We start from the raw sequence: 19,541 nt of genomic DNA, 5'->3' as shown, positions 1-19,541 counted from the left end.
GGCGCGGCCTCGTCTGTTCCGCCATCCTCCCGTGCAGGGCGGATGCCGTTCACCGCACGGATGCCGCCGCTCGGCGCACCGCGGCGCGCCCGCGCGGCGGGGATCGGGCCCGATCCGTAGCCTCGTCGCGTCCGCAACGACGCGCTCGAGGAGAACCATGTCCGCATCCCCCGTCGGATCCGACCGTCCCCCCGTCGACGACACGATCCAGACCGATCCCTCGCTTCCCCCGGTGGCCGTGCCGGCCGATGAGCTTCGCACGCGGTGGACCTGGCCGAAGATCGCCCTGTGGGTCGCCATCGGGCTGCTGGGCGGCGTCGCCTGGACGATGCTCGCCCTCGTGCGCGGCGAGACCGTCAACGCCATCTGGTTCGTCTTCGCCGCCGTCTGCACGTACCTCATCGGCTATCGCTTCTACTCGAAGGTCATCGAGCGCTACATCGTGCGTCCCGACGACCGCCGGGCCACGCCCGCCGAGCGCAAGCAGGACGGCAAGGACTACGTCCCCACCGACCGCCGCGTGCTCTACGGCCACCACTTCGCCGCCATCGCCGGCGCGGGCCCTCTCGTCGGGCCGGTGCTGGCCGCGCAGATGGGGTATCTCCCCGGGACGATCTGGATCATCGTCGGGGTCGTCCTGGCCGGTGCCGTGCAGGACTATCTCGTGCTGTTCTTCTCGATGCGCCGAGGCGGCCGCACGATCGGGCAGATGGCCCGGCAGGAGCTCGGCCGGGTCGGGGGGACCGCGGCCATCATCGCGAGCCTGCTCATCATGCTCATCATCGTCGCGATCCTCGCTCTCGTCGTGGTCAACGCGCTCGGCGAGAGCCCGTGGGGTGTGTTCAGCGTGTCGATGACGATCCCGATCGCGCTGTTCATGGGCTGCTACCTGCGCTGGATCCGTCCCGGCCGGATCACGGAGATCTCCCTCATCGGGTTCGTGCTGCTGATCGCCGCGATCATCGCGGGCGGCTGGGTCGCCTCCACCGAGTGGGGCGCGGCGATCTTCACCCTCGACCGCACGACGATCGCGTGGGGCATCATCATCTACGGCTTCGTCGCGGCGGTGCTGCCGGTGTGGCTGCTGCTGGCCCCCCGCGATTACCTGTCGACCTTCATGAAGATCGGCGTGATCGTCATGCTCGCCGGCGCGATCATCCTGGTGCGCCCCGAGATCGACGTGCCCGCCTTCAGCGAGTTCGCCGGCGGAGAGCTGGGTCCGGTGTTCACCGGCCCGATCTTCCCGTTCCTGTTCGTCACGATCGCGTGCGGCGCGCTGTCGGGCTTCCACGCCCTCATCGCGTCGGGGACGACGCCGAAGCTGCTGGAGAAGGAGCGCCAGGCGCGCTTCATCGGCTACGGCGGGATGCTGATGGAATCCTTCGTCGCGATCATGGCGCTCGTCGCGGCCCTCTCGATCGACCGCGGTATCTACTTCGCGATGAACTCCTCCGCCGCCGCGACCCTGGGGACCGTGGAGGGCGCCGTCGCGTTCGTGAACGGACTGGGCCTGGCCGGGGTGAACCTCACGCCGGAGATGCTCACCTCGGCGGCCGCCGCTGTCGGCGAGGAGACGATCGTCTCGCGCACCGGCGGTGCGCCCACCCTCGCCCTGGGCCTGGCGAACATCATGCAGGCGGCCCTGGGCGGGCCGGCGCTGACAGCGTTCTGGTACCACTTCGCGATCATGTTCGAGGCGCTGTTCATCCTGACGGCCGTGGATGCGGGCACCCGCGTGGCGCGGTTCATGCTGCAGGATTCCCTCGGCACGTTCCTGCCGCGGTTCCGCGACGTGTCGTGGCGACCGGGGGTGTGGATCTGCACGGCCATCATGGTGGCCGGATGGGGGTCGATCCTGATCCTGGGCGTGACCGACCCGCTGGGCGGCATCAACACGTTCTTCCCGCTGTTCGGCATCGCCAACCAGCTGCTGGCCGCCATCGCGCTGGCCGTCGTGATGGCGATCGTCGCCAAGCGCGGACGCAGCTACGCGAAGTGGCTGTGGATCGTCGCCGTGCCACTGGCCTTCGCCTCGGTCGTGACGATCACCGCGTCGATGTACAAGATCTTCTCGCCCGTGCCGGCGGTGGGGTACTGGGCGAACAACTTCGCCTTCCGCGCCGCGCTGGACGAAGGACTCGAGGAGTTCGGGACGGCGACCAGCCGCGAGGCCATGGAGGCGGTGGTGCGCAACACCGCCGTGCAGGGCACGCTGTCGATCATCTTCGTGACCCTCGCGATCGTCGTCATCGCGTTCTCGGTGTGGGTGACGATCGTCGCGGTGCGCCGGGGTGGCGGCGAGAACACGGAGGACCCGCCGGTGCCCTCGCGCCGGTTCGCCCCCGCGGGGTTCCTCGCGACCAAGGCCGAGCGCGAGATCGAGAAGGAGTGGGAGGCGCTGCCCGACCGCGACCGGGCCGACACGTCACCCGCTCACTCGTGACGGGGGTGACGGACATGGCCGCTTCGGATGCTCCGGCTCCCGCCGCGCGGGGGGTGCGCGTGCGCGACCTTCTCGCCAGGGCGAGCCGGAGCATCCGGTGGTACGTCACGACCCTCATGGGCGACCGAGCGTACGACACCTACGTCGCGCACCTGCGCGCCCGCCATCCTGCACAGCAGCCGATGAGCGAGCGCGAGTTCTGGCGCGATCGGCTCGACCGGCAGGAGCGCAACCCGGGGGCGCGGTGCTGCTGACTAGGCTCTGAGGATGCCGGACGCCGCGCTGCTGGGAGGGGCGGTCGGGCTCGTCGCGGGTGTGCTGCTGACCCTCGCGCTCGTGTTCGCCCGGCGGCTCGGACGGGCCTCACGCGACCTCGGCAGCGACGCGGAACGGGCCACGCACCGCACCCTGCACGTGGCCGCGCAGGCCACCGAGGCGCTGCGGGGCGGACGCGCCGAGCCCGACACCCACCGCGCGGTGCGACACCTGCGGACGCTGCTGGGCGGCTCGGCCGTCGCGATCGTCGGCCCCGGCGACGCCGTCGCGCTCGACGGTGCGGACGACCTGGGGCCCGCCGCCCTCCGCGTGGCCGCACGCGTGCGGGCGACGGGGCGCCGCCAGGTGTTCCCGCATCCGGAGGGTCCGGCACCGGATGCGGTGGGCGCGCCGATCGTCGTGGACGGCGCCGTGTGGGGAGTCGTGGTGGCGTTCGCCTCGCCGGTGCGCGGTCCCCTCGTGCGGGCGGCGGGGGATGTCGCCGGCTGGTGCGCCGCGCAACTGGCGCTGGGGGAGCTCGACGCCTCGCGCACGGCGCTCGCCGAGGCGGAGCTGCGGGCGCTGCGGGCCCAGATCAGCCCGCACTTCATCTACAACGCCCTCACCGCGATCGCATCGTTCATCTCCACCGACCCGCCCCGGGCCCGCGACCTCGTGCTGGAGTTCGCCGACTTCACGCGGTACTCCTTCCGTCGTCAGGGCGAGTTCACGACCCTCGCGGAGGAGCTGCGCAGCATCCACTCGTACCTCGAGCTCGAGCGCGCCCGCTTCGGCGACCGTCTGACGGTGCGCCTGCGCATCGCACCCGAGACGCTCACGACCGTCATCCCGTTCCTGTCGGTGCAGCCACTCGTGGAGAACGCCGTGCGACATGGACTGGAACCCGGTGAGGAGGGCGGCACCATCACGGTCGCGTCGCGGGATGACGGCACGCACACCGAGATCACCGTGGAGGACGACGGTGCGGGGATGGATCCGGTGCAGCTGGCCGAGCTCCTGGGCAGCGAGACGCCGTCCGCGCATGTGGGGCTCCGCAACGTCGATACGCGGCTGCGCCAGTTCTACGGCAGCGGCGGCGGTCTCGTGGTGGAGACCAACCTCGGCGCGGGTACCTTGGTGCGCATGCGCGTGCCCAAGTCGCAGCCGCAGCACGACGCGGGGCCGACATGAGCCTGGACGTGCTCGTCGCCGACGACGAGCCGCCCGCCCTGCACGACCTGGCCGCCATGCTGCGCGCCGACGACCGCATCGGGGTCGTGCACACCGCGCGCAACGGAGCCGAAGCGCTGCGGATCCTGGAGACCGCCGTCGTGCAGGCCGCCTTCCTCGACATCCACATGCCCGGCATGAGCGGGCTCGACCTCGCCCGGGCGTTCGCCCGGCTGCGGGCGCGTCCGGCGATCGTGTTCGTCACCGCCGACGACGCCGGCGCGGTCGAGGCGTTCGATCTGGATGCTGTGGACTACGTGCTCAAGCCCGTGCGCGTCGAGCGCCTGCGGCGGGCCATCGGCCGTGCGGTCGAGGCCGCTGCGGAGGCAGCCGCCGGCGCGAGTGACGGTGGGCCCGAAGCAGCAGCGGCCGCCGGGGAGAGCGAGACCATCCCGGTCACGGTGGGGTCGACCACGCGCATGGTGCGCCGCAGCGACGTGCGGTGGGTGCAGGCGCAGGGCGACTACTCCCGGCTGCGAACCGCCGTGGGCGACCACCTCGTGCGCGTCCCGCTCTCGGAGCTGGCCGAGCGTTGGGCGCACGCGGGCTTCATCCGCGTGCACCGGTCCTACCTCGTCCACCGCGACGCCATCGTCGAGGTCCGGCTGTCGGGCCCGGCGCCCACGGTGGGGCTGGCCGAGATCGAGCTGCCCGTCAGCCGCCGGCTCGTGCCGGCCGTGCGCGAGGCGCTGCTCCCGCGCCCCACCCGGGGGCAGGCGTGAGCGGCGAGCGGCCGCCCGCGCGGGTGCGGGTCACCGCATCCGCGACCGGCCAGGTCGCCGGGGCGGCGACGCGCGGGATCGCGCTGCCGGGATCGCGCACCGACGAGGCCGACGCCGTCTTCTCCCGGGGCCTCGTGCGCGCGCAGCTGCGGCTGGCGTCGGCGTGCCTCCTGGGTTTCCTCGTGGTCGCCGGCGCGCTCACCGGCGCGCTGTTCCTGCTGCCGGTCGTCGCCGACCCGGTGGTGTGGGGCGTGCCGCTGTCGTGGCTGCTGCACGCGTACGGCTTCTATCCGGTGATCCTGGCGTTCGCGGTCGTGTACGCGCGCGGGGCGTCGCGCAACGAACGGCGGTACCGCGCGCTGGTCGAACCGGAGCACGGGCCGTGAATCCCGCGCTGGATCTGGCCGCCGTCGGGCTGTTGATCCTCGTGACCGCCGTGCTCGGATTCGCCGGCATCCGCCTCTCCCGCACCACGAGCGATTTCTTCGTCGCCTCCCGCAGTGTCCGGTCGGTGTGGAATGCGTCGGCCATCAGCGGGGAGTACCTCTCGGCCGGCACGTTCCTGGGGCTGGCCGGGCTCGTGCTGCTCTCGGGCGCGGAGGGCTTCTGGTTCCCCGTCGGGTACGCGGCCGGTTACCTGCTCGTGCTGCTGTTCGTGGCCGCACCGCTCCGCCGGAGCGGGGCGTACACGATCCCCGACTTCGTGCAGGCGCGGCTGGAATCGATCGGCGCGCGGCGCGTGACGAGCATCGTCGTGCTCGTCATCGGGTGGCTGTACATCGTGCCGCAGCTGCACGGAGCGGCCATCACCCTCGGCGTCGTCGCCGATCTCCCGCCCTGGGTGGGCGCGGTTCTCGTGGCCGTGCTGGTGGCCGGGATCGTCGCGGCCGGCGGGATGCGGGCGATCACCGCCGTGCAGGCGTTCCAGTACTGGCTCAAGCTCACTGCCCTGCTGGTACCCGCCGTCTTCCTGCTCGTGGCGCTGTCGGGAGGCGGCTACGACATCGACCCGCACGCGGTGTTCCCGCTCGAGCGGGGTCCGGCCGCCGCCGACGCGTACGCCACTGCATCCCTCATGGTGGCGCTCCTGCTGGGAACGATCGGCCTGCCGCACGTGCTCGTGCGCTTCTACACCAGCCCCGAGGGCGGATCGGCACGGCGCACGACCGTGCTGGTCATCGCGATGATCGGTGCGTTCTACGCCGTGTCGTCCACGATGGGCCTCATCGCCCGCGTCGTGGCGCCGGACCTCGCGCAACCCGGGGTCGCCGACGCCGTCGTCCTGCTGCTCCCCTCCCGCGTCTTCCCCGGCCCGGTCGGTGAGCTGCTCACGGCGCTCATCGTGGCCGGGGCTTTCGCCGCCTTCCTGGCGACCTCGTCGGGGCTCGTCGTCTCCCTCGCCGGGGTCGTCAGCCAGGACCTGTTCGGTGGCACGGTCCGCTCCTTCCGGCTGTCGGCGGTGCTGTGCACGGCGGTTCCGCTCGGAGTGGCGCTCGTGGCCGTGCCGGAGGGGCTCGTCTCCACCGTGGGCCTCGTCTTCGTCTTCGCCGCGTCGAGCCTGTCGCCGGTGCTGCTGCTGGGGGTGTGGTGGCGCGGCCTCACCGCACGCGGCGCGGTGGCCGGCATGGCCGTGGGCGCGATCTCGTGCGGCGGAGCGCTCATCGGGGGAGCGCTCGCACGGAACGCGGGGGAGTGGGCGGTGGTGTTCAGCCAGCCGGCGGCGTGGACCATCCCGCTGAGCACCGCCGTCATCGTCGTGGTGTCGCTCCGGGACCGGCGCGGTGCGCCGCCGCGGACCGAGCGCTTCCTCGCGCGCCTGCACACGCCGGAATCCTGAGGGAGCGCGCCTACCCTGACGCGGGCAGCCGCGTCACCGCGAAGCGCGCGACCGGTTGCACCGACAGGTCGACGGCGATCTCCTGCGTGATCCCGGCGGCCGGGTCGACCAGCGTAGCCGGGTCGATGTCGGCCGTGACGGAGTAGACCGCCGGATAGATGAGGAAGCTCATCGTCGCCGCAGCCGGGTCGTCGACCTGGGTCACGGTCGCCCCCGGGACCTCGAACGACACGAATTTCATCTCGATCCGGCTGACTTCCGCCGAGACCATCAGGTTCGTGGTCAGCGAGTCGGTCAACTGCCATTCGTCCGCCTCGGCGTTCCAGGCGACGGTGAGCACCGACCGCTCCTGCTGCCCGGCCAGCTCGTAGCCGAACGTCACGTTGCGCGTGTCCTCGTCGCCGGTGGTGCCGGCCTCGACCGTCACGTTCTCGATGCGCTGGGCTCCGGCCAGCACGGCGTCGGTGCGCAGCGTGTCGGCGTCGACATCCGGCAGCTGCGGGTCGCCGATGGCAGCGGCGTCGAGCTGCCGGGCCCTGGTGGCGTCACCGGCCGCGATGGCGCCGAGGTACTCCGCGACGACCTCGGTGGGATCGGGGCGCGGCGGCTCGGATGTGGCGCACGCGGTGGTCCCCCAGACCAGACCGGCGACGACAACCGCTGCCAGCGCGCGATCAGCATTCCTACGTCCTGTCCCGACCACGGACATCCCTTCCCCGGCGGCGCGGCCGTGCGCCCCGCGCAAATCTAGCGGACCCACGCCGGCCCCTCCGCCGCCGGCGTGGGCGGGCCGTCCACCGATCGACGGCTCGGGTCCGCCTGCGTCGGGGGCGCGGGTTACCGTGGAGGGGTGAGTGCGCCCGGCTACGACCCCGACCCGGGATACGCCGACCTCGATGACCCGTACGCCGGGTTCGACTGGAACCCCGACGACGCCCCGCCCCCCGACGACCTCTACGCGCCGCCCCCACCCGATGCCGGGGGCTTCGGGCCGGTCGCCGGCGCAGCATCCGTCCCCGGCCTGACCGCCGCAGTGCGCGACTTCACGGGGCGTGACCCGCGCGACGTGCTGCACGAGGTCTACGGTTACGACACCTTCCGCGGCGATCAGGGCGACGTCGTCTCACACGTCATCGGCGGCGGGGACGCGGTCGTGCTGATGCCCACCGGTGGCGGCAAGAGCGTCACCTATCAGGTGCCCGCGCTCGTGCGCCCGGGCACCGGGCTGGTCGTCAGCCCGCTCATCGCGCTCATGCACGACCAGGTCGACGCGCTCGTCGCCAACGGTGTGCGAGCGGCGTACCTCAACTCCACGCAGAGCCCCGCCGAGCGGCAGCAGGTCGAGCAGGCCTATCTCGCCGGAACCCTCGATCTCCTGTACGTCGCCCCCGAGCGGCTGAACGGCGCGCAGACGCTGAACCTGCTCACGCGCGGACGGCTCAGCGTCATCGCGATCGACGAGGCCCATTGCGTCTCGCAGTGGGGTCACGACTTCCGTCCCGACTACCTCGCCCTCGGCGACCTCGCCGACCGGTTCCCCGGCGTCCCGCGCATGGCGCTCACCGCGACGGCGACGCCCGCGACCGCGCGTGAGATCGTCGAGCGGCTGCGCCTGGACGGAGCCCGCCGGTTCGTCGCGAGCTTCGACCGCCCGAACATCCAGTACCGCATCGCGCCGAAGGTCGAGCCGCGCAAGCAGCTGGCGGCTTTCATCCGCGCGCAGCCGGAGGGGTCCGCCGGCATCGTCTACGCCCTCAGCCGCAAGACCGTCGACCAGACCGCGGAGTTCCTGCGCGGGCAGGGGATCGACGCTCTGGCCTATCACGCCGGCCTCGACGGCTCCGTCCGCGCCGCCCACCAGTCCCGGTTCCTCCGCGAGGACGGCGTCGTGATGGTCGCGACCATCGCGTTCGGCATGGGCATCGACAAGCCCGACGTGCGGTTCGTCGCCCACATCGACCTGCCCAAATCCGTCGAGGGGTACTACCAGGAGACCGGTCGCGCGGGCCGCGACGGCGAGCCGGCCGTGGCGTGGATGGCGTATGGACTCGGCGACGTCGTGCAGCAGCGCCGCATGATCGACCAGTCGCCCGGCGACCGCACCTTCAAGATGCGCCTGGGCCAGCACCTGGACGCGATGCTGGGGCTCTGCGAGACCGTCGCCTGCCGCCGGCAGAACCTGCTCGCGTACTTCGGCGAGCACGCCGGCCCGTGCGGCAATTGCGACACGTGCCTCGAGCCGCCCGAGACGTGGGACGGCCTCGTCGCCGCGCAGAAGCTCCTCTCCACCATCGTGCGGCTGCAGCGAGAGCGCGGCCAGTCCTTCGGAGCCGGGCACCTCGTCGACATCCTGCGCGGCGCCAAGACCGAGCGCATCTCCCAGCAGGGGCACGACAAGCTCGCCACCTACGGCATCGGCGCGGACCTTTCGGATCAGGACTGGCGCAGCGTCGTGCGGCAGCTGCTCGCGCGCGGGCTTCTCGTCGCGCAGGGGGACTACGGCACCCTCGCCCTCACCGAGGCCAGCGGCGGTGTGCTGCGCGGCGAGACACCCGTGCCGCTGCGCCGCGACACGCTCGGACGCACCGGCGGCGGGCCGCGCGTGCGCAAGCCTTCCGCGGCGGAGTCGGTGGATGCCGGCGACCGCGACCTGTTCGAGGCGCTGCGCGCGTGGCGGGCCGAGCAGGCGCGCGAACAGGGCGTTCCGGCCTACATCGTCTTCGGCGATGCGACCCTCCGGGCGCTCGCCGCCGCCCGTCCCGCCTCGCTCGGCGACCTGGACGGCATCACCGGCATCGGCGCCAAGAAGCGGGAGGCCTACGGCGACCGCATCCTCGCCGTCGTCGCCGCCCACTGATCACCGTGACGTCCACACTCCCACCGCGTCCACGCAACGCTCGATGAGGGCCGCGTCGGCGGGGGCTCGTTCGATGGTCGCCCGGTAGTAGAGGGGGCCGATCGCGAGGGCGGCCGCATCCGACGGCTCTCCCCGCAGCGAGAGCTCGCCCGCCTGCTCCGCTGCCGTGAGCGCGGCGGCCAATCGTCGCGACAGGACGCCCGCGAAACCGGCGCGGCGCGCGTCCATGCCGGGGTTCCACAGGGCCGCGTTGGCGAGGGTCGTCGCGACGGCTCGAACCTCATCGAGTTCCAGTTCGCGTGCGAGCGAGGTGAACTCACCGGCCAGCCACGGCCGGAACGGGGAGGCGGGCGCCTCGAAGAACGGCAGCGGAACAGTGGCCATCGCTTCGGCCAGAAGCTGTTCCGGCTGCGGCCAGTGCCGGTACACGGTGGCACGGCCGATCCCGGCGTGCTCGGCGATGCGGTGGTGGGTGACCGCGCCGGGGCCGTGCGCGAGCAGCAGCTCGCGCGCCGCATCCAGGATCGCCTGCCGGCTGCGCAGGAAGCGGGGGTCGGGGTCGTCCGTCACGGCACCAGTCTATGAGACATGTTGACTCAGAGACCATCGCGTGCGACTCTTCGTCTATGAGACATAATGTATCGAAACGCAGGGTTCTCGTGCTCGGCGCGACCGGACGGACCGGTCGCCACGTGGCCGCGCGGGCCGCCCGCGCCGGGCACGCGGTCATCGCCCTCGTCCGCCGGGAGGGATCGTTCTCGCCCGAGCGCGGAGTGCGTGAAGTGGCCTGGGCCGGCGCCTCGGACACGGCGGGCCTGAGCGCCGCTCTCGAGGGGGTGGACGTGGTGATCAGCGCCCTGGGGGGATCGGAGACGGGGGTCACGACGGTGTGCACCGACGCGATGCACACCCTGGTGCCTACCATGACCGCGGCCGCGGTTCCCCGGCTCATCGTCGTGAGCGCCCACGGGGCGCGCGAGAGCCACGACCGGTCGCTGTACGCGAGGGCGGTGTGGTCACGCGTGGGCGAGAAGATGGCCGACAAGGAGACGATGGAGCCGCTCATCGCCGCCTCGGGTCTGGAGTGGACGATCGTCCGCCCGCCCATGCTCAGGGACAGCCCGGCGACTGGGCGATACCGGACCGGGGAGGACCTGCCGATCCGGCTCTGGCACTTCATCGGCCGCGCCGACCTGGCCGACTTCCTCGTCCGCGAGGCGGAGGAGCCGCAGTACGTGCGCCGCTACCCCCGGATCCGTCGATGAGCGCCGGTCGACGCGTCGCCGTCGTCACCGGCGCCACCGGCGGGATGGGGCGGGTTCTCACGCGGGAGCTCGTCCGGAACGGCCTGCATGTCGTCGCCGTGGCTCGGGACGCCGTCCGGGCAGACGCCCTCCTCTCGCCCGACATGCCGGGTGGGGGCACGTGGGAGGTGGTCGCCGGTGATCTCTCCCAGCGAGCGGGCGTCATCCGGGTCGCCGGTGCGATCGCAGAGCGTCACGACGCCGTGCACGTCCTGATCAACAACGCCGGCGCGCACTACGCGCAGCATCGCCGGTCACCCGATGGCATCGAGCTGCACATCGCGGTCGACTATCTGGCCGCGTTCGGCATGATCACGCAGCTCGAGGAGCAGCTTCGACGTGGCAGGGCGCGGGTCGTCAACGTCGCCTCGGACAGCCTCCGCGACGCCCGCCGCATCACGCTCCTGGGCACGCCGCGGCCGGCCACGATCGACGCGGGAGAGCTGGATGACCTTGCGCGCCTCAACCCGGCGGCGGGCTTCATCGCCTTCGATGCCTATGCGCGGGCGAAGCTGCTGACGGTCACCGCCGGCTACAGCCTCGCCCGCTCCTTCGCCGGGGAGGTCACCGTGAACGCGGTGCACCCCGGCATCGTCTCCACCGAGATCATCGACAGCCTCATCCCCGCCCCGCTCCGGCCGCTGGAAGGGCTCATCCGGCGCGCCCTGCTCACCCCCGAGCAGGGCGCCGCGGCCGCGCTCCGCCTCGCCGTCGATCCGGCGATGGAGGGGGTCACCGGACGGTATTTCGTCCGCGACATCGAGACGCCGACGCCGCCCGTCTCCCGCGACCCCGATGTGCAGCGTCGGCTTCGGGAAACGAGCGACCGCTTCTTCCGCGGCGCCGCGGAATGTGCCGACTGTGCGGGGAGCACAAGCCGGGGCGGCGACATGGACGAACCAACTTGTGGGGAGTGACCAACCAGCTTGGAGGGCGGTTGTGGGAAGCCTACGGTGAGAGTCGATTCTCGTCCCGCCGAAAGGTGTTGAACATGGCTGACGCCGCCGTCCGACCGACCACGCCCGCCGAAGACAAGCGCACCCCCGCGGGGGGCGCCCCCACCGCCGCACACACCGCGGCCGAAGCATCCGAAGCCCAGATCGACGTCACCGCGGTGACGAACCTGCTGCTGGGCACGTGGGCCGACACGCGCCGCACGGCGCGCGAGATGATCAAAGACCCCGCCTTCTGGCGCGTCGACGGCCTGTCGATGCCGGAGCACCGCGAGCGGGTCCTGAGCCAGCTGCACCTCCTGGTGGAGAACAAGGCCGTGCATCGCGCGTTCCCCAAGCGCTTCGGCGGCGCCGAAGACAACGGCAGCAACATCGCCGGCTTCGAAGAGCTCGTCGTGGCCGACCCGAGCCTGCAGATCAAATCCGGCGTGCAGTGGGGCCTGTTCGGCGCCGCGGTGCTGCAGCTGGGCACGAAGGAGCACCACGACAAGTGGCTCCCGGGCATCATGAGCCTGGAGATCCCCGGTGCCTTCGCGATGACCGAGACCGGGCACGGCTCGGATGTCGCGGCCATCGGCACGACCGCCACGTACGACCCCGAGACCGAGGAGTTCGTCATCAACACGCCGTTCCGCGGGGCGTGGAAGGACTACCTCGGCAACGCCGCACTGCACGGCATCGCCGCGACGGTGTTCGCGCAGCTCATCACGAACGGCGTCAACCACGGCGTGCACTGCTTCTACGTGCCGCTGCGCGACGACAACGGCGACTTCCTCCCCGGCATCGGCGGCGAGGACGACGGCCTCAAGGGGGGCCTCAACGGCATCGACAACGGACGCCTGCACTTCGACAACGTGCGCGTCCCGCGCACGAACCTGCTCAACCGCTACGGCGACGTCGCCCCCGACGGCACCTACACGAGCGAGATCTCCAGCCCCGGACGCCGCTTCTTCACGATGCTCGGCACGCTCGTGCAGGGCCGCATCTCCCTCGACGGCGCCGCATCCTGGGGCTCGGCCCTCGGCCTGTACATCGCGATCACGTACGCCAACCAGCGCCGGCAGTTCGACTCCGGCCTCGGGACGCCCGAGGTCGTGCTGCTGGACTACGGCAAGCACCAGCGCCGCCTCCTGCCGCGCCTGGCGACGACGTACGCGCACATCTTCGCGCACGACGAGTTCCTGCAGAAGTTCGATGCCGTCTTCAGCGGCGTCACCGACACCGACGAGGACCGGCAGGATCTGGAAACCCTCGCCGCCGCGCTCAAGCCGCTCTCCACATGGCACGCGCTGGACACGCTGCAGGAGGCTCGCGAGGCGTGCGGCGGAGCGGGCTTCCTGTTCGAGAACCGTCTGGTGGGCCTCCGGCAGGACCTCGACATCTACGCCACCTTCGAGGGCGACAACAACGTCCTGCTGCAGCTGGTGGGCAAGCGCCTGCTGTCGGACTACGGCCGGCAGTTCAAGGGCAAGGATGCCAAGTCCCTCGCCGCCTTCGCCGTCGGTCAGACCGCCGGCAAGGTGTTCCACGGTGCGGGCCTCCGCCAGCTCGGCCAGGCCGTCAGCGACTTCGGCTCGACCGCGCGGGCTGTCGAGCGCGGACTGCGCGCCGATCAGCAGCACGAGCTGCTCGCCGGGCGCGTGCAGCAGATGGTCGCCGATCTGGCCGGTCGCCTGCGTCCGGCCGCGAAGCTCTCCCCCGAGGACGCCGCGGCCCTGTTCAACGCGAACCAGGCCGAGCTCATCGAGGCCGCCCGCGCCCACGGCGAGCTGCTGATGTGGGAGGCGTTCACGGATGCGGTCAACAAGACGCAGGGCGACGGCACCCGCAAGGTCCTGACGTGGCTGCGCGACCTCTTCGGCCTGACCGTCATCGAGAAGCACCTCGCGTGGTACCTCATCAACGGGCGCCTGTCCGCCCAGCGCGCCGCTGCGGTGTCGAGCTACATCGACCGCCTGTGCCTGCGTCTGCGGCCGCACGCCCAGGACCTCGTCGACGCGTTCGGCTACGAGCCCGAGCACGTGCGAGCGCCTCTCGCGTCGGGTGCCGAGCAGGCCCGCCAGGACGAGGCGGCGGCGTACTACGCCGAGCTCGCCGCATCCGGCAACGCCCCCGTGCCCGAGCGCAAGCCCGCGAAGTAGCCGCGCGCCGGCGGGCGGCTCAGCCGTCCGCCGGCCGCCACGCGGCCACGAACTGCGTGACCGACATCTCGTCGAGGTCGCGCCGGGTTGCCTGGAGCATGCGGTCGGCCTCCTGCGGCTGCCCCGCAGCGACGCGCAGCACCTCCGCGCCCGTGTCGATGCGGGTGACGACGAGGTCCATCCCGGGCAGCAGTTCGTCCGTGGCGCTGACGCCGACGAGCGCGATCGCGTAGGACGAGACCACCCGCAGCGCCTTGTTCAGTCGGCTGACGCGGCGGTCCTCCAGCCTCGCCCGCAGGATGTCGGCGGCGCGGGTGCGGGAATCCGGATCGGGAGAGACCATGCGTCCACCTTTCCGCATCCGCGCGTCGGAGCGCACGGATAGGGTGGCGCGGTGACCACCGACGTGCGGACCGGAGCCGACGGCGTCGCGCGCTGCGCGTGGGCGGCGGATGATGCGGAGTACCTCCGCTACCACGACGAGGAGTGGGGCGTACCGCTCCACGGCGACCGCGCGCTGTTCGAGAAGATGAGCCTCGAGGGCTTCCAGGCTGGCCTCGCGTGGATCACGATCCTGCGCAAGCGACCGCGCTTCCGGGAGGTGTTCGCCGGGTTCGAGCCGGAGCGGGTGGCCGCCTTCGGCCCCGACGACATCGAGCGCCTCATGCAGGATGCCGGCATCATCCGCAATCGCGCGAAGATCGAGGCCACCATCTCCAATGCGCGCCTGGTCGCGGGCATGGCCGACGGCGAGCTCGACGCGCTGATGTGGTCGTTCGCGCCCCCGCCGCGCCCGCAGCATCCGGTGTCGTTCGCGGAGGTTCCCGCCGTCACGCCCGAGTCCACGGCGCTGAGCAAGGCGCTGCGCGCCCGCGGATTGCGCTTCGTCGGCCCCACGACGATGTACGCCCTGATGCAGTCCGCCGGCATGGTCGACGACCACGTCGAGGGGTGCTGGCGCGCCGGGTGAACCGCCGGCGACGCGTCACGGGGTAGACTGGACCCACTGCGGAGCGATTCCTGCTCCCTGCGTCGTCGAACGCATCGGCCCTTCCGGCCCGAACTTTCCACGGCGAACGGATGCGTCACCCGGCGCCTTCGCCCTCCTCTGCGGCTCGGCCGCATTCTGATCCGCCATGCGCGCCGCTGCGCGCCGGCATGAAAGACACATGACTTCCTCCACCACTTTCGCCGATCTCGGCGTGCCCGCTCCCCTGGTCGACGTCCTCGCTTCGCAGGGCATGACCGAAGCGTTCCCCATTCAGGCCGACACGCTCGCCGACACCCTCGCCGGGCGCGACGTGCTCGGGCGCGGCAAGACGGGCTCGGGCAAGACCCTCGCCTTCTCGCTCCCGCTCGTGGCACGCCTGGGCGCGAAGACCTCGACCCGCCGCGGTCGCAAGCCCCGCGCCCTCGTTCTGGCCCCCACGCGTGAGCTCGCCAACCAGATCGACGCCGTCATCAAGCCCCTCGCCGCCGCATACGGCCTGACCACCACGACCGTGTACGGCGGGGTCAACCAGCGCCGTCAGGTCGACGCGCTCGCCGCCGGCGTCGACATCCTCGTCGCGTGCCCCGGGCGCCTGGAGGACCTCATCTCCCAGGGCTTCGCGAGCCTGGACGACATCGAGATCACGGTGCTCGACGAGGCCGACCACATGGCCGACCTCGGCTTCCTTCCGGGCGTCACGCGCCTGCTCACCCGCACGCCCGCCGGCGGGCAGCGCCTGCTGTTCTCGGCGACGTTGGACAACGGCGTGGACAAGCTCGTGCGCAAGTTCCTCCGCAACGAGGTGCTGCACTCGGTCGACGAGGCCACGTCGCACGTCGCGGCGATGACCCACCACGTCTTCGTCGCTGCGGATGCCACGGCCAAGGCCGCGCTCGTGCGCACCCTCGCGTCCGGCTCGAGCCGCCGCATCCTGTTCACCCGCACGAAGCACCAGGCCAAGAAGCTGGCCCGCACGCTCACGGCCGCGGGCATCCCCTCGGTCGACCTGCACGGCAACCTGTCGCAGCCGCAGCGCGACCGCAACCTCGCCGCGTTCAGCGCCGGCACCGCCCGCGTCCTCGTGGCCACGGATGTCGCCGCGCGCGGCGTGCACGTGGACGACATCGCCCTCGTGGTGCACGTCGACCCGCCCGTCGAGCACAAGGCGTACCTGCACCGCTCGGGCCGCACCGCCCGAGCCGGCAGCGCGGGTGACGTCGTGACCGTGATGCTCCCCGAGCAGCGCCGCGACACGCTCGACATCCTCCGCAAGGCCGCCATCAAGGCCACGCCCACCCCCGTGACCTCGGATTCGTCCGAGGTGACCGCGCTCGTCGGCGAGGTCGCCGCATACGTCACGCCGGCCCCCGTGGTCGCCCCGCAGCGCGGTGGCGGGCAGTCGCAGGGTGCCAACGCGCAGCGCAAGCGCGCCGCCCGCGGTGGCGCACCGGCCGGCTCCGGCCGTTCGGGCGGTTCGGCGGGCGGCCAGGGTCGCCGTTCCGGTGGCCGCGGTGCCGCGCCGGTGGCCGCCGGTGCCGCTGCCTCGACCGCGGGCTCCCGCTCCGGCGGCGGATCGCGCTCGGGCGGATCGGCGTCCGGTGGACGCGGATCCGCCTCGGGCGCACGCCCCGGCGGCATCCGCGTCGGCGACGTCGTGCGCGGCAACGCGCGCTCGAACCGCCGCGCGCAGGGCTGACGCCGCCGCACCCTCCACTTCTCGTCCGCGAGACTGCACGCCACCGGCGAAACCCCGACAATATGTCGCGGTCTCGCCGGTGGCGTGCTGTTTCGCGGGAACGGAGTTCGCGAGGGGCGAAACGCTGAAACGGATGAGTCATCCGTTTCGGGAGTACGCTGAGGCGCATGACCCGCCTTCGAGCCGACGCCGCACGCAGCCGTGACGCGATCCTGTGCGCCGCGCGGCGCATCCCTCGCGGCGAGCTGAGGCTCAACGACGTCGCGCGCGAGGCGGGCGTCGGCGTCGCGACCGTGTATCGGCACTTCCCGACGGTCGCGGCGCTGTCCGAAGCGCTCTCGCTCGATTCGATCCAGCGCCTGCGGGTCCTCGCGGGCGAGGCGGAGCGCACGCCGGACGCCGGCGCCGCACTGCACACGCTCTTGGCCGCCGCGCTCGAGCTGCAACTCGCCGACGAAGGCGTGCAGGCGGTCATCACCGCGCCTGACGCCGAACTGGGTGCCGCCCGCGAGGCCAAGTGCGCATTCGTCACGAGCCTGCGCGCGGCACTCGAGCGCGCACAGGATGCCGGGGCCGTGCGTCCGGACATCACCGTCGACCACGTGCGGCGGATGCTGTGCGGCGTCGAGCACGCGGTGCGCCTCGGCTCACCCGATGACCGGCCGGTGCTCCTCGACGTCGTCCTCGGCGGCCTCCGCCCCGCGCGGGCCGCCGAACCCTCTTCTTCTTCCCCCACCCCTCAGACAGCAGGGAGCTGACATGGATTACGGTCACGGACTCGAGTTCGGAGCCTTCATCACACCCACCGCGGCCGACCCGCAGGTTCCGGTCACCCTCGCGCAGATGGCGGAGGCCTTCGGGCTCGACCTGGTCACGTTCCAGGACCACCCGTACCAGCCGGCGTTCTTGGACACCTGGACCCTCATGACCTACGTCGCCGCGCAGACGGAGCGCGTGCGCATCGCGCCGAACGTGCTGAACATGCCGCTGCGTCCGCCCGCCGTCGTCGCGCGCGCCGCCGCGAGCCTCGACCTCCTCTCCGGCGGACGCTTCGATCTCGGCCTCGGCGCGGGCGCGTTCTGGGATGCGATCGAGGCCATGGGCGAACCTCGGCTCACGCCCGGTCAGGCCGTGACGGCCCTCGAGGAGGCCATCGTGGTCATGCGCGAGCTGTGGGACACGTCGGCGCGCGGCGGCGTCTTCACCGACGGCCGGTACCACCGCGTCCACGGGGCCAAGCGCGGCCCGCGTCCGGCACACCGCATCCCGCTGCTGATCGGGGCTCTCAAGCCGCGGATGCTGGCGCTGACCGGTCGGCTCGGAGACGGCTGGCTGCCCTCCGAGGCCTACATGCAGCCTGGCGACCTCGCGCGCGGAAACGCCGCGATCGACGAGGCGGCCGAGGGGGCCGCGCGTGACCCGCGGGAGATCCGCCGCCTGTTGAACGTGGCTCCGCCCAGCGGTGATGTGAGCGCGTGGACCGCGAAGGTGGCCCGGTATGCGCTCGAGGATGGCGTGTCGACGTTCATCGTGGCCAGCGACGATCCGCGAGTGTTCCAGGTCGTGGGCCAGGAGCTGGCACCGGCGGTGCGTGAGCTGGTCGCCCGCGAGCGCGGAACGCGCGGCACCACGGAGGCGCCGGTGCGATCGGTCGCCTCGATCGCGCGGCGACGGGCGGGCATCGACTACAACGGCGTGCCCGCGGGCATGCGCGCGATCGAGCCGGGCGACTTCGCGTACGCCGACGTGAGCTCCACCTACCTCCGCGGCGGTGCGCCGGGCATCGTCCTGCAGCCCGACTCCACGGCGCAGGTGGTCGAGGCCGTCGCATATGCGCGGCGACACCGAGGGGTGCCGCTCGGGATCCGCAGCGGCGGGCACGGCATCAGCGGGCGCAGCACGAACGATGGCGGCATCGTGATCGATCTGCGCCGGCTCAACGCCATCGAGGTGCTCGACGCGTCCCGCCGGCTGGTGCGCATCGGTCCCGGGGCGCGGTGGCGAGAGGTCGCCGCAGCGCTGGATGAGCACGGCTGGGCGCTCAGCTCGGGCGACTACGGCGGCGTCGGGGTCGGCGGGCTCGCCACGGCCGGCGGCATCGGCTTCCTCGTGCGCGAGCACGGTCTCACGATCGACCACCTGCGTGCCGCCGAGGTGGTACTCGCCGACGGCTCGGTCGTGCGCACGGATGCCGGCACCCGCCCCGAGCTGTTCTGGGCGATCCGCGGCGCGGGCGCGAACGTCGGCATCGTGACGAGCTTCGAGTTCGAGGTCGACGAGGTCGGCGAGGTCGGATGGGCACAGCTGGCGTTCGACGCCTCCGACACCGAGGAGTTCCTCACGGGCTACGGTGCCGTGATGGCGGCGGCTCCGCGCGATCTGACGGCGTTCCTCATCATGGGCGCCCGCCGGCCGGGTCAGCCCCGCATTGCGCAGATCATGGCGATGGTCGACTCCTCCGATCCGGACACGATTCTCGCGCGACTGCAGCCGTTCGCCGAGCTCGCGCCGCTCGTGCAGCAGTCGGTGCAGGTCACGAGCTATGCACGGGTCATGGCCAACGCCGACCTCGGGCCGCAGCACGGGCGCGGAGAGCCGCACGCCCGTTCGCTTCTGCTGAGTGAGATCACGCCGGAGTTCGCGGCGGAGGCCGTGCGGATGCTCGATGCGGGCGCGTCGTACTTCCTTCAGCTCCGCTCCGTCGGCGGGGCCGTGAGCGACGTCGGAGAGGACGACACCGCGTACTCGCACCGCGCGGCGCAGTTCTCCGTGGTGGCGCTCGGCGCCGATCCGGTACATCTGGACGCGGCGTGGGAGGCGGTGCGCGTGCACGGACGCGGCATGTACCTGAGCTTCGACTCGTCCACGAGGCCCGAGCGCATCCTCGACGCTTTCCCGCCGGACAAGCTGGAGCGGTTGCTCGCCCTCAAGCACGAGGTCGATCCGGACGGCCTGTTCGTGGACAACTTCTCCGTGGCGCAGTACGACGCCGCGGAGGTCGCCGCCGCGTCCTGACCCCGCTACGCAGCGAAACCGCATCCTCGCGACGAGACCGCGACATGATGTCGCGGTCTCGTCGGCGCGATGCGGTCTCGCGGATGTGTGGATGGGA

The 19,541-nt window shown here is 72.1% G+C and carries 17 protein-coding genes; 14 read left to right on the top strand and 3 right to left on the bottom strand.

The window, feature by feature from the left end; genetic code table 11:
* Positions 1 to 157: 157 nt before the first annotated feature.
* The 6 genes from E4V99_RS05630 to E4V99_RS05605 are packed head-to-tail and all read left to right on the top strand — an operon-like array spanning position 158 to position 6,487.
* On the top strand, positions 158 to 2,443 hold the full coding sequence (locus E4V99_RS05630) for a carbon starvation CstA family protein (protein WP_135116640.1): 2,286 nt from the start codon (positions 158 to 160) through the stop codon (positions 2,441 to 2,443).
* Positions 2,444 to 2,457: 14 nt separating this feature from the next.
* A complete protein-coding gene (locus E4V99_RS05625) occupies positions 2,458 to 2,697 on the top strand; it encodes a YbdD/YjiX family protein (protein WP_135116639.1) in 240 nt (79 codons plus the stop codon).
* 13 nt (positions 2,698 to 2,710) lie between these two features.
* Positions 2,711 to 3,889, top strand: coding sequence for a histidine kinase (locus tag E4V99_RS05620; RefSeq protein WP_135116638.1), 1,179 nt, complete (start codon positions 2,711 to 2,713; stop codon positions 3,887 to 3,889).
* Positions 3,886 to 4,650 carry a LytTR family DNA-binding domain-containing protein gene (locus tag E4V99_RS05615; protein ID WP_135116637.1) on the top strand — a complete coding sequence of 255 codons (765 nt, stop codon included), beginning with the start codon at positions 3,886 to 3,888 and terminating at the stop codon, positions 4,648 to 4,650. Before E4V99_RS05620 ends, E4V99_RS05615 begins: the two co-directional genes overlap by 4 nt.
* The gene (locus E4V99_RS05610) at positions 4,647 to 5,036 is read left to right on the top strand and encodes a heavy metal transporter (RefSeq protein WP_135116636.1); all 390 of its coding nucleotides are present in this window, start codon (positions 4,647 to 4,649) and stop codon (positions 5,034 to 5,036) included. Before E4V99_RS05615 ends, E4V99_RS05610 begins: the two co-directional genes overlap by 4 nt.
* Complete coding sequence (locus E4V99_RS05605) at positions 5,033 to 6,487, top strand: cation acetate symporter (protein ID WP_135116635.1); 1,455 nt, start codon at positions 5,033 to 5,035, stop codon at positions 6,485 to 6,487. Before E4V99_RS05610 ends, E4V99_RS05605 begins: the two co-directional genes overlap by 4 nt.
* 10 nt (positions 6,488 to 6,497) lie before the next feature.
* Here E4V99_RS05605 and E4V99_RS05600 read toward each other — a convergent pair whose 3' ends face one another.
* On the bottom strand, positions 6,498 to 7,190 hold the full coding sequence (locus tag E4V99_RS05600; protein WP_135116634.1) for a hypothetical protein: 693 nt from the start codon (positions 7,188 to 7,190) through the stop codon (positions 6,498 to 6,500).
* A 147-nt stretch (positions 7,191 to 7,337) separates the two neighbouring features.
* On the opposite strand from E4V99_RS05600, the gene recQ reads away from it, so the two are divergent.
* Positions 7,338 to 9,344, top strand: coding sequence for a DNA helicase RecQ (gene recQ, locus E4V99_RS05595; RefSeq protein ID WP_135116633.1), 2,007 nt, complete (start codon positions 7,338 to 7,340; stop codon positions 9,342 to 9,344).
* Here the strand turns inward: recQ and E4V99_RS05590 are convergent, their stop codons facing one another.
* A complete protein-coding gene (locus tag E4V99_RS05590; protein WP_135116632.1) occupies positions 9,345 to 9,914 on the bottom strand; it encodes a TetR/AcrR family transcriptional regulator in 570 nt (189 codons plus the stop codon).
* A gap of 56 nt (positions 9,915 to 9,970) precedes the next feature.
* Here E4V99_RS05590 and E4V99_RS05585 point away from each other — a divergent pair, with 56 nt between their 5' ends.
* The 3 genes from E4V99_RS05585 (at position 9,971) to E4V99_RS05575 (ending at position 13,742) form a co-directional block, all read left to right on the top strand.
* A complete protein-coding gene (locus tag E4V99_RS05585) occupies positions 9,971 to 10,609 on the top strand; it encodes an NAD(P)H-binding protein (RefSeq protein WP_167758080.1) in 639 nt (212 codons plus the stop codon).
* On the top strand, positions 10,606 to 11,565 hold the full coding sequence (locus E4V99_RS05580) for an SDR family NAD(P)-dependent oxidoreductase (protein ID WP_135062661.1): 960 nt from the start codon (positions 10,606 to 10,608) through the stop codon (positions 11,563 to 11,565). The genes E4V99_RS05585 and E4V99_RS05580 overlap by 4 nt, the downstream gene beginning before the upstream one ends.
* A 74-nt stretch (positions 11,566 to 11,639) precedes the next feature.
* A complete protein-coding gene (locus E4V99_RS05575) occupies positions 11,640 to 13,742 on the top strand; it encodes an acyl-CoA dehydrogenase (RefSeq protein WP_135116630.1) in 2,103 nt (700 codons plus the stop codon).
* A 19-nt stretch (positions 13,743 to 13,761) separates the two neighbouring features.
* Here the strand turns inward: E4V99_RS05575 and E4V99_RS05570 are convergent, their stop codons facing one another.
* On the bottom strand, positions 13,762 to 14,085 hold the full coding sequence (locus E4V99_RS05570) for a hypothetical protein (protein ID WP_135116629.1): 324 nt from the start codon (positions 14,083 to 14,085) through the stop codon (positions 13,762 to 13,764).
* 51 nt (positions 14,086 to 14,136) lie between these two features.
* On the opposite strand from E4V99_RS05570, the gene E4V99_RS05565 reads away from it, so the two are divergent.
* The 4 genes from E4V99_RS05565 to E4V99_RS05550 all read left to right on the top strand — a co-directional run bounded on the left by E4V99_RS05565 (position 14,137) and on the right by E4V99_RS05550 (position 19,444).
* A complete protein-coding gene (locus tag E4V99_RS05565) occupies positions 14,137 to 14,712 on the top strand; it encodes a DNA-3-methyladenine glycosylase I (protein ID WP_135116628.1) in 576 nt (191 codons plus the stop codon).
* A gap of 199 nt (positions 14,713 to 14,911) precedes the next feature.
* Complete coding sequence (locus E4V99_RS05560; protein ID WP_135116627.1) at positions 14,912 to 16,429, top strand: DEAD/DEAH box helicase; 1,518 nt, start codon at positions 14,912 to 14,914, stop codon at positions 16,427 to 16,429.
* Positions 16,430 to 16,596: 167 nt separating this feature from the next.
* Positions 16,597 to 17,187 (top strand): TetR/AcrR family transcriptional regulator, encoded by a 591-nt coding sequence (locus E4V99_RS05555; protein WP_135116626.1) that lies wholly within the window; start codon positions 16,597 to 16,599, stop codon positions 17,185 to 17,187.
* A 1-nt stretch (position 17,188) separates the two neighbouring features.
* On the top strand, positions 17,189 to 19,444 hold the full coding sequence (locus E4V99_RS05550; RefSeq protein ID WP_135116625.1) for an LLM class flavin-dependent oxidoreductase: 2,256 nt from the start codon (positions 17,189 to 17,191) through the stop codon (positions 19,442 to 19,444).
* Positions 19,445 to 19,541 lie beyond the last annotated feature (97 nt).

The sequence above is a fragment of the Microbacterium sp. dk485 genome, assembly GCF_004570445.1.
Lineage (GTDB): Bacteria > Actinomycetota > Actinomycetes > Actinomycetales > Microbacteriaceae > Microbacterium > Microbacterium wangchenii.
This window is presented reverse-complemented; position numbering and strand designations above follow the sequence as displayed.

What these genes read in the sequence shown, in the direction of transcription:
- E4V99_RS05615 (WP_135116637.1), top strand. Translation starts at nt 3,886, where the DNA reads ATGAGCCTGGACGTGCTCGTCGCCGACGACGAGCCGCCCGCCCTGCAC.
- E4V99_RS05550 (WP_135116625.1), top strand. Translation starts at nt 17,189, where the DNA reads ATGGATTACGGTCACGGACTCGAGTTCGGAGCCTTCATCACACCCACC.
- E4V99_RS05630 (WP_135116640.1), top strand. Translation starts at nt 158, where the DNA reads ATGTCCGCATCCCCCGTCGGATCCGACCGTCCCCCCGTCGACGACACG.
- E4V99_RS05575 (WP_135116630.1), top strand. Translation starts at nt 11,640, where the DNA reads ATGGCTGACGCCGCCGTCCGACCGACCACGCCCGCCGAAGACAAGCGC.
- E4V99_RS05620 (WP_135116638.1), top strand. Translation starts at nt 2,711, where the DNA reads ATGCCGGACGCCGCGCTGCTGGGAGGGGCGGTCGGGCTCGTCGCGGGT.
- E4V99_RS05580 (WP_135062661.1), top strand. Translation starts at nt 10,606, where the DNA reads ATGAGCGCCGGTCGACGCGTCGCCGTCGTCACCGGCGCCACCGGCGGG.
- E4V99_RS05625 (WP_135116639.1), top strand. Translation starts at nt 2,458, where the DNA reads ATGGCCGCTTCGGATGCTCCGGCTCCCGCCGCGCGGGGGGTGCGCGTG.
- E4V99_RS05560 (WP_135116627.1), top strand. Translation starts at nt 14,912, where the DNA reads ATGACTTCCTCCACCACTTTCGCCGATCTCGGCGTGCCCGCTCCCCTG.
- E4V99_RS05585 (WP_167758080.1), top strand. Translation starts at nt 9,971, where the DNA reads ATGAGACATAATGTATCGAAACGCAGGGTTCTCGTGCTCGGCGCGACC.
- E4V99_RS05555 (WP_135116626.1), top strand. Translation starts at nt 16,597, where the DNA reads ATGACCCGCCTTCGAGCCGACGCCGCACGCAGCCGTGACGCGATCCTG.
- E4V99_RS05570 (WP_135116629.1), bottom strand. Translation starts at nt 14,085, where the DNA reads ATGGTCTCTCCCGATCCGGATTCCCGCACCCGCGCCGCCGACATCCTG.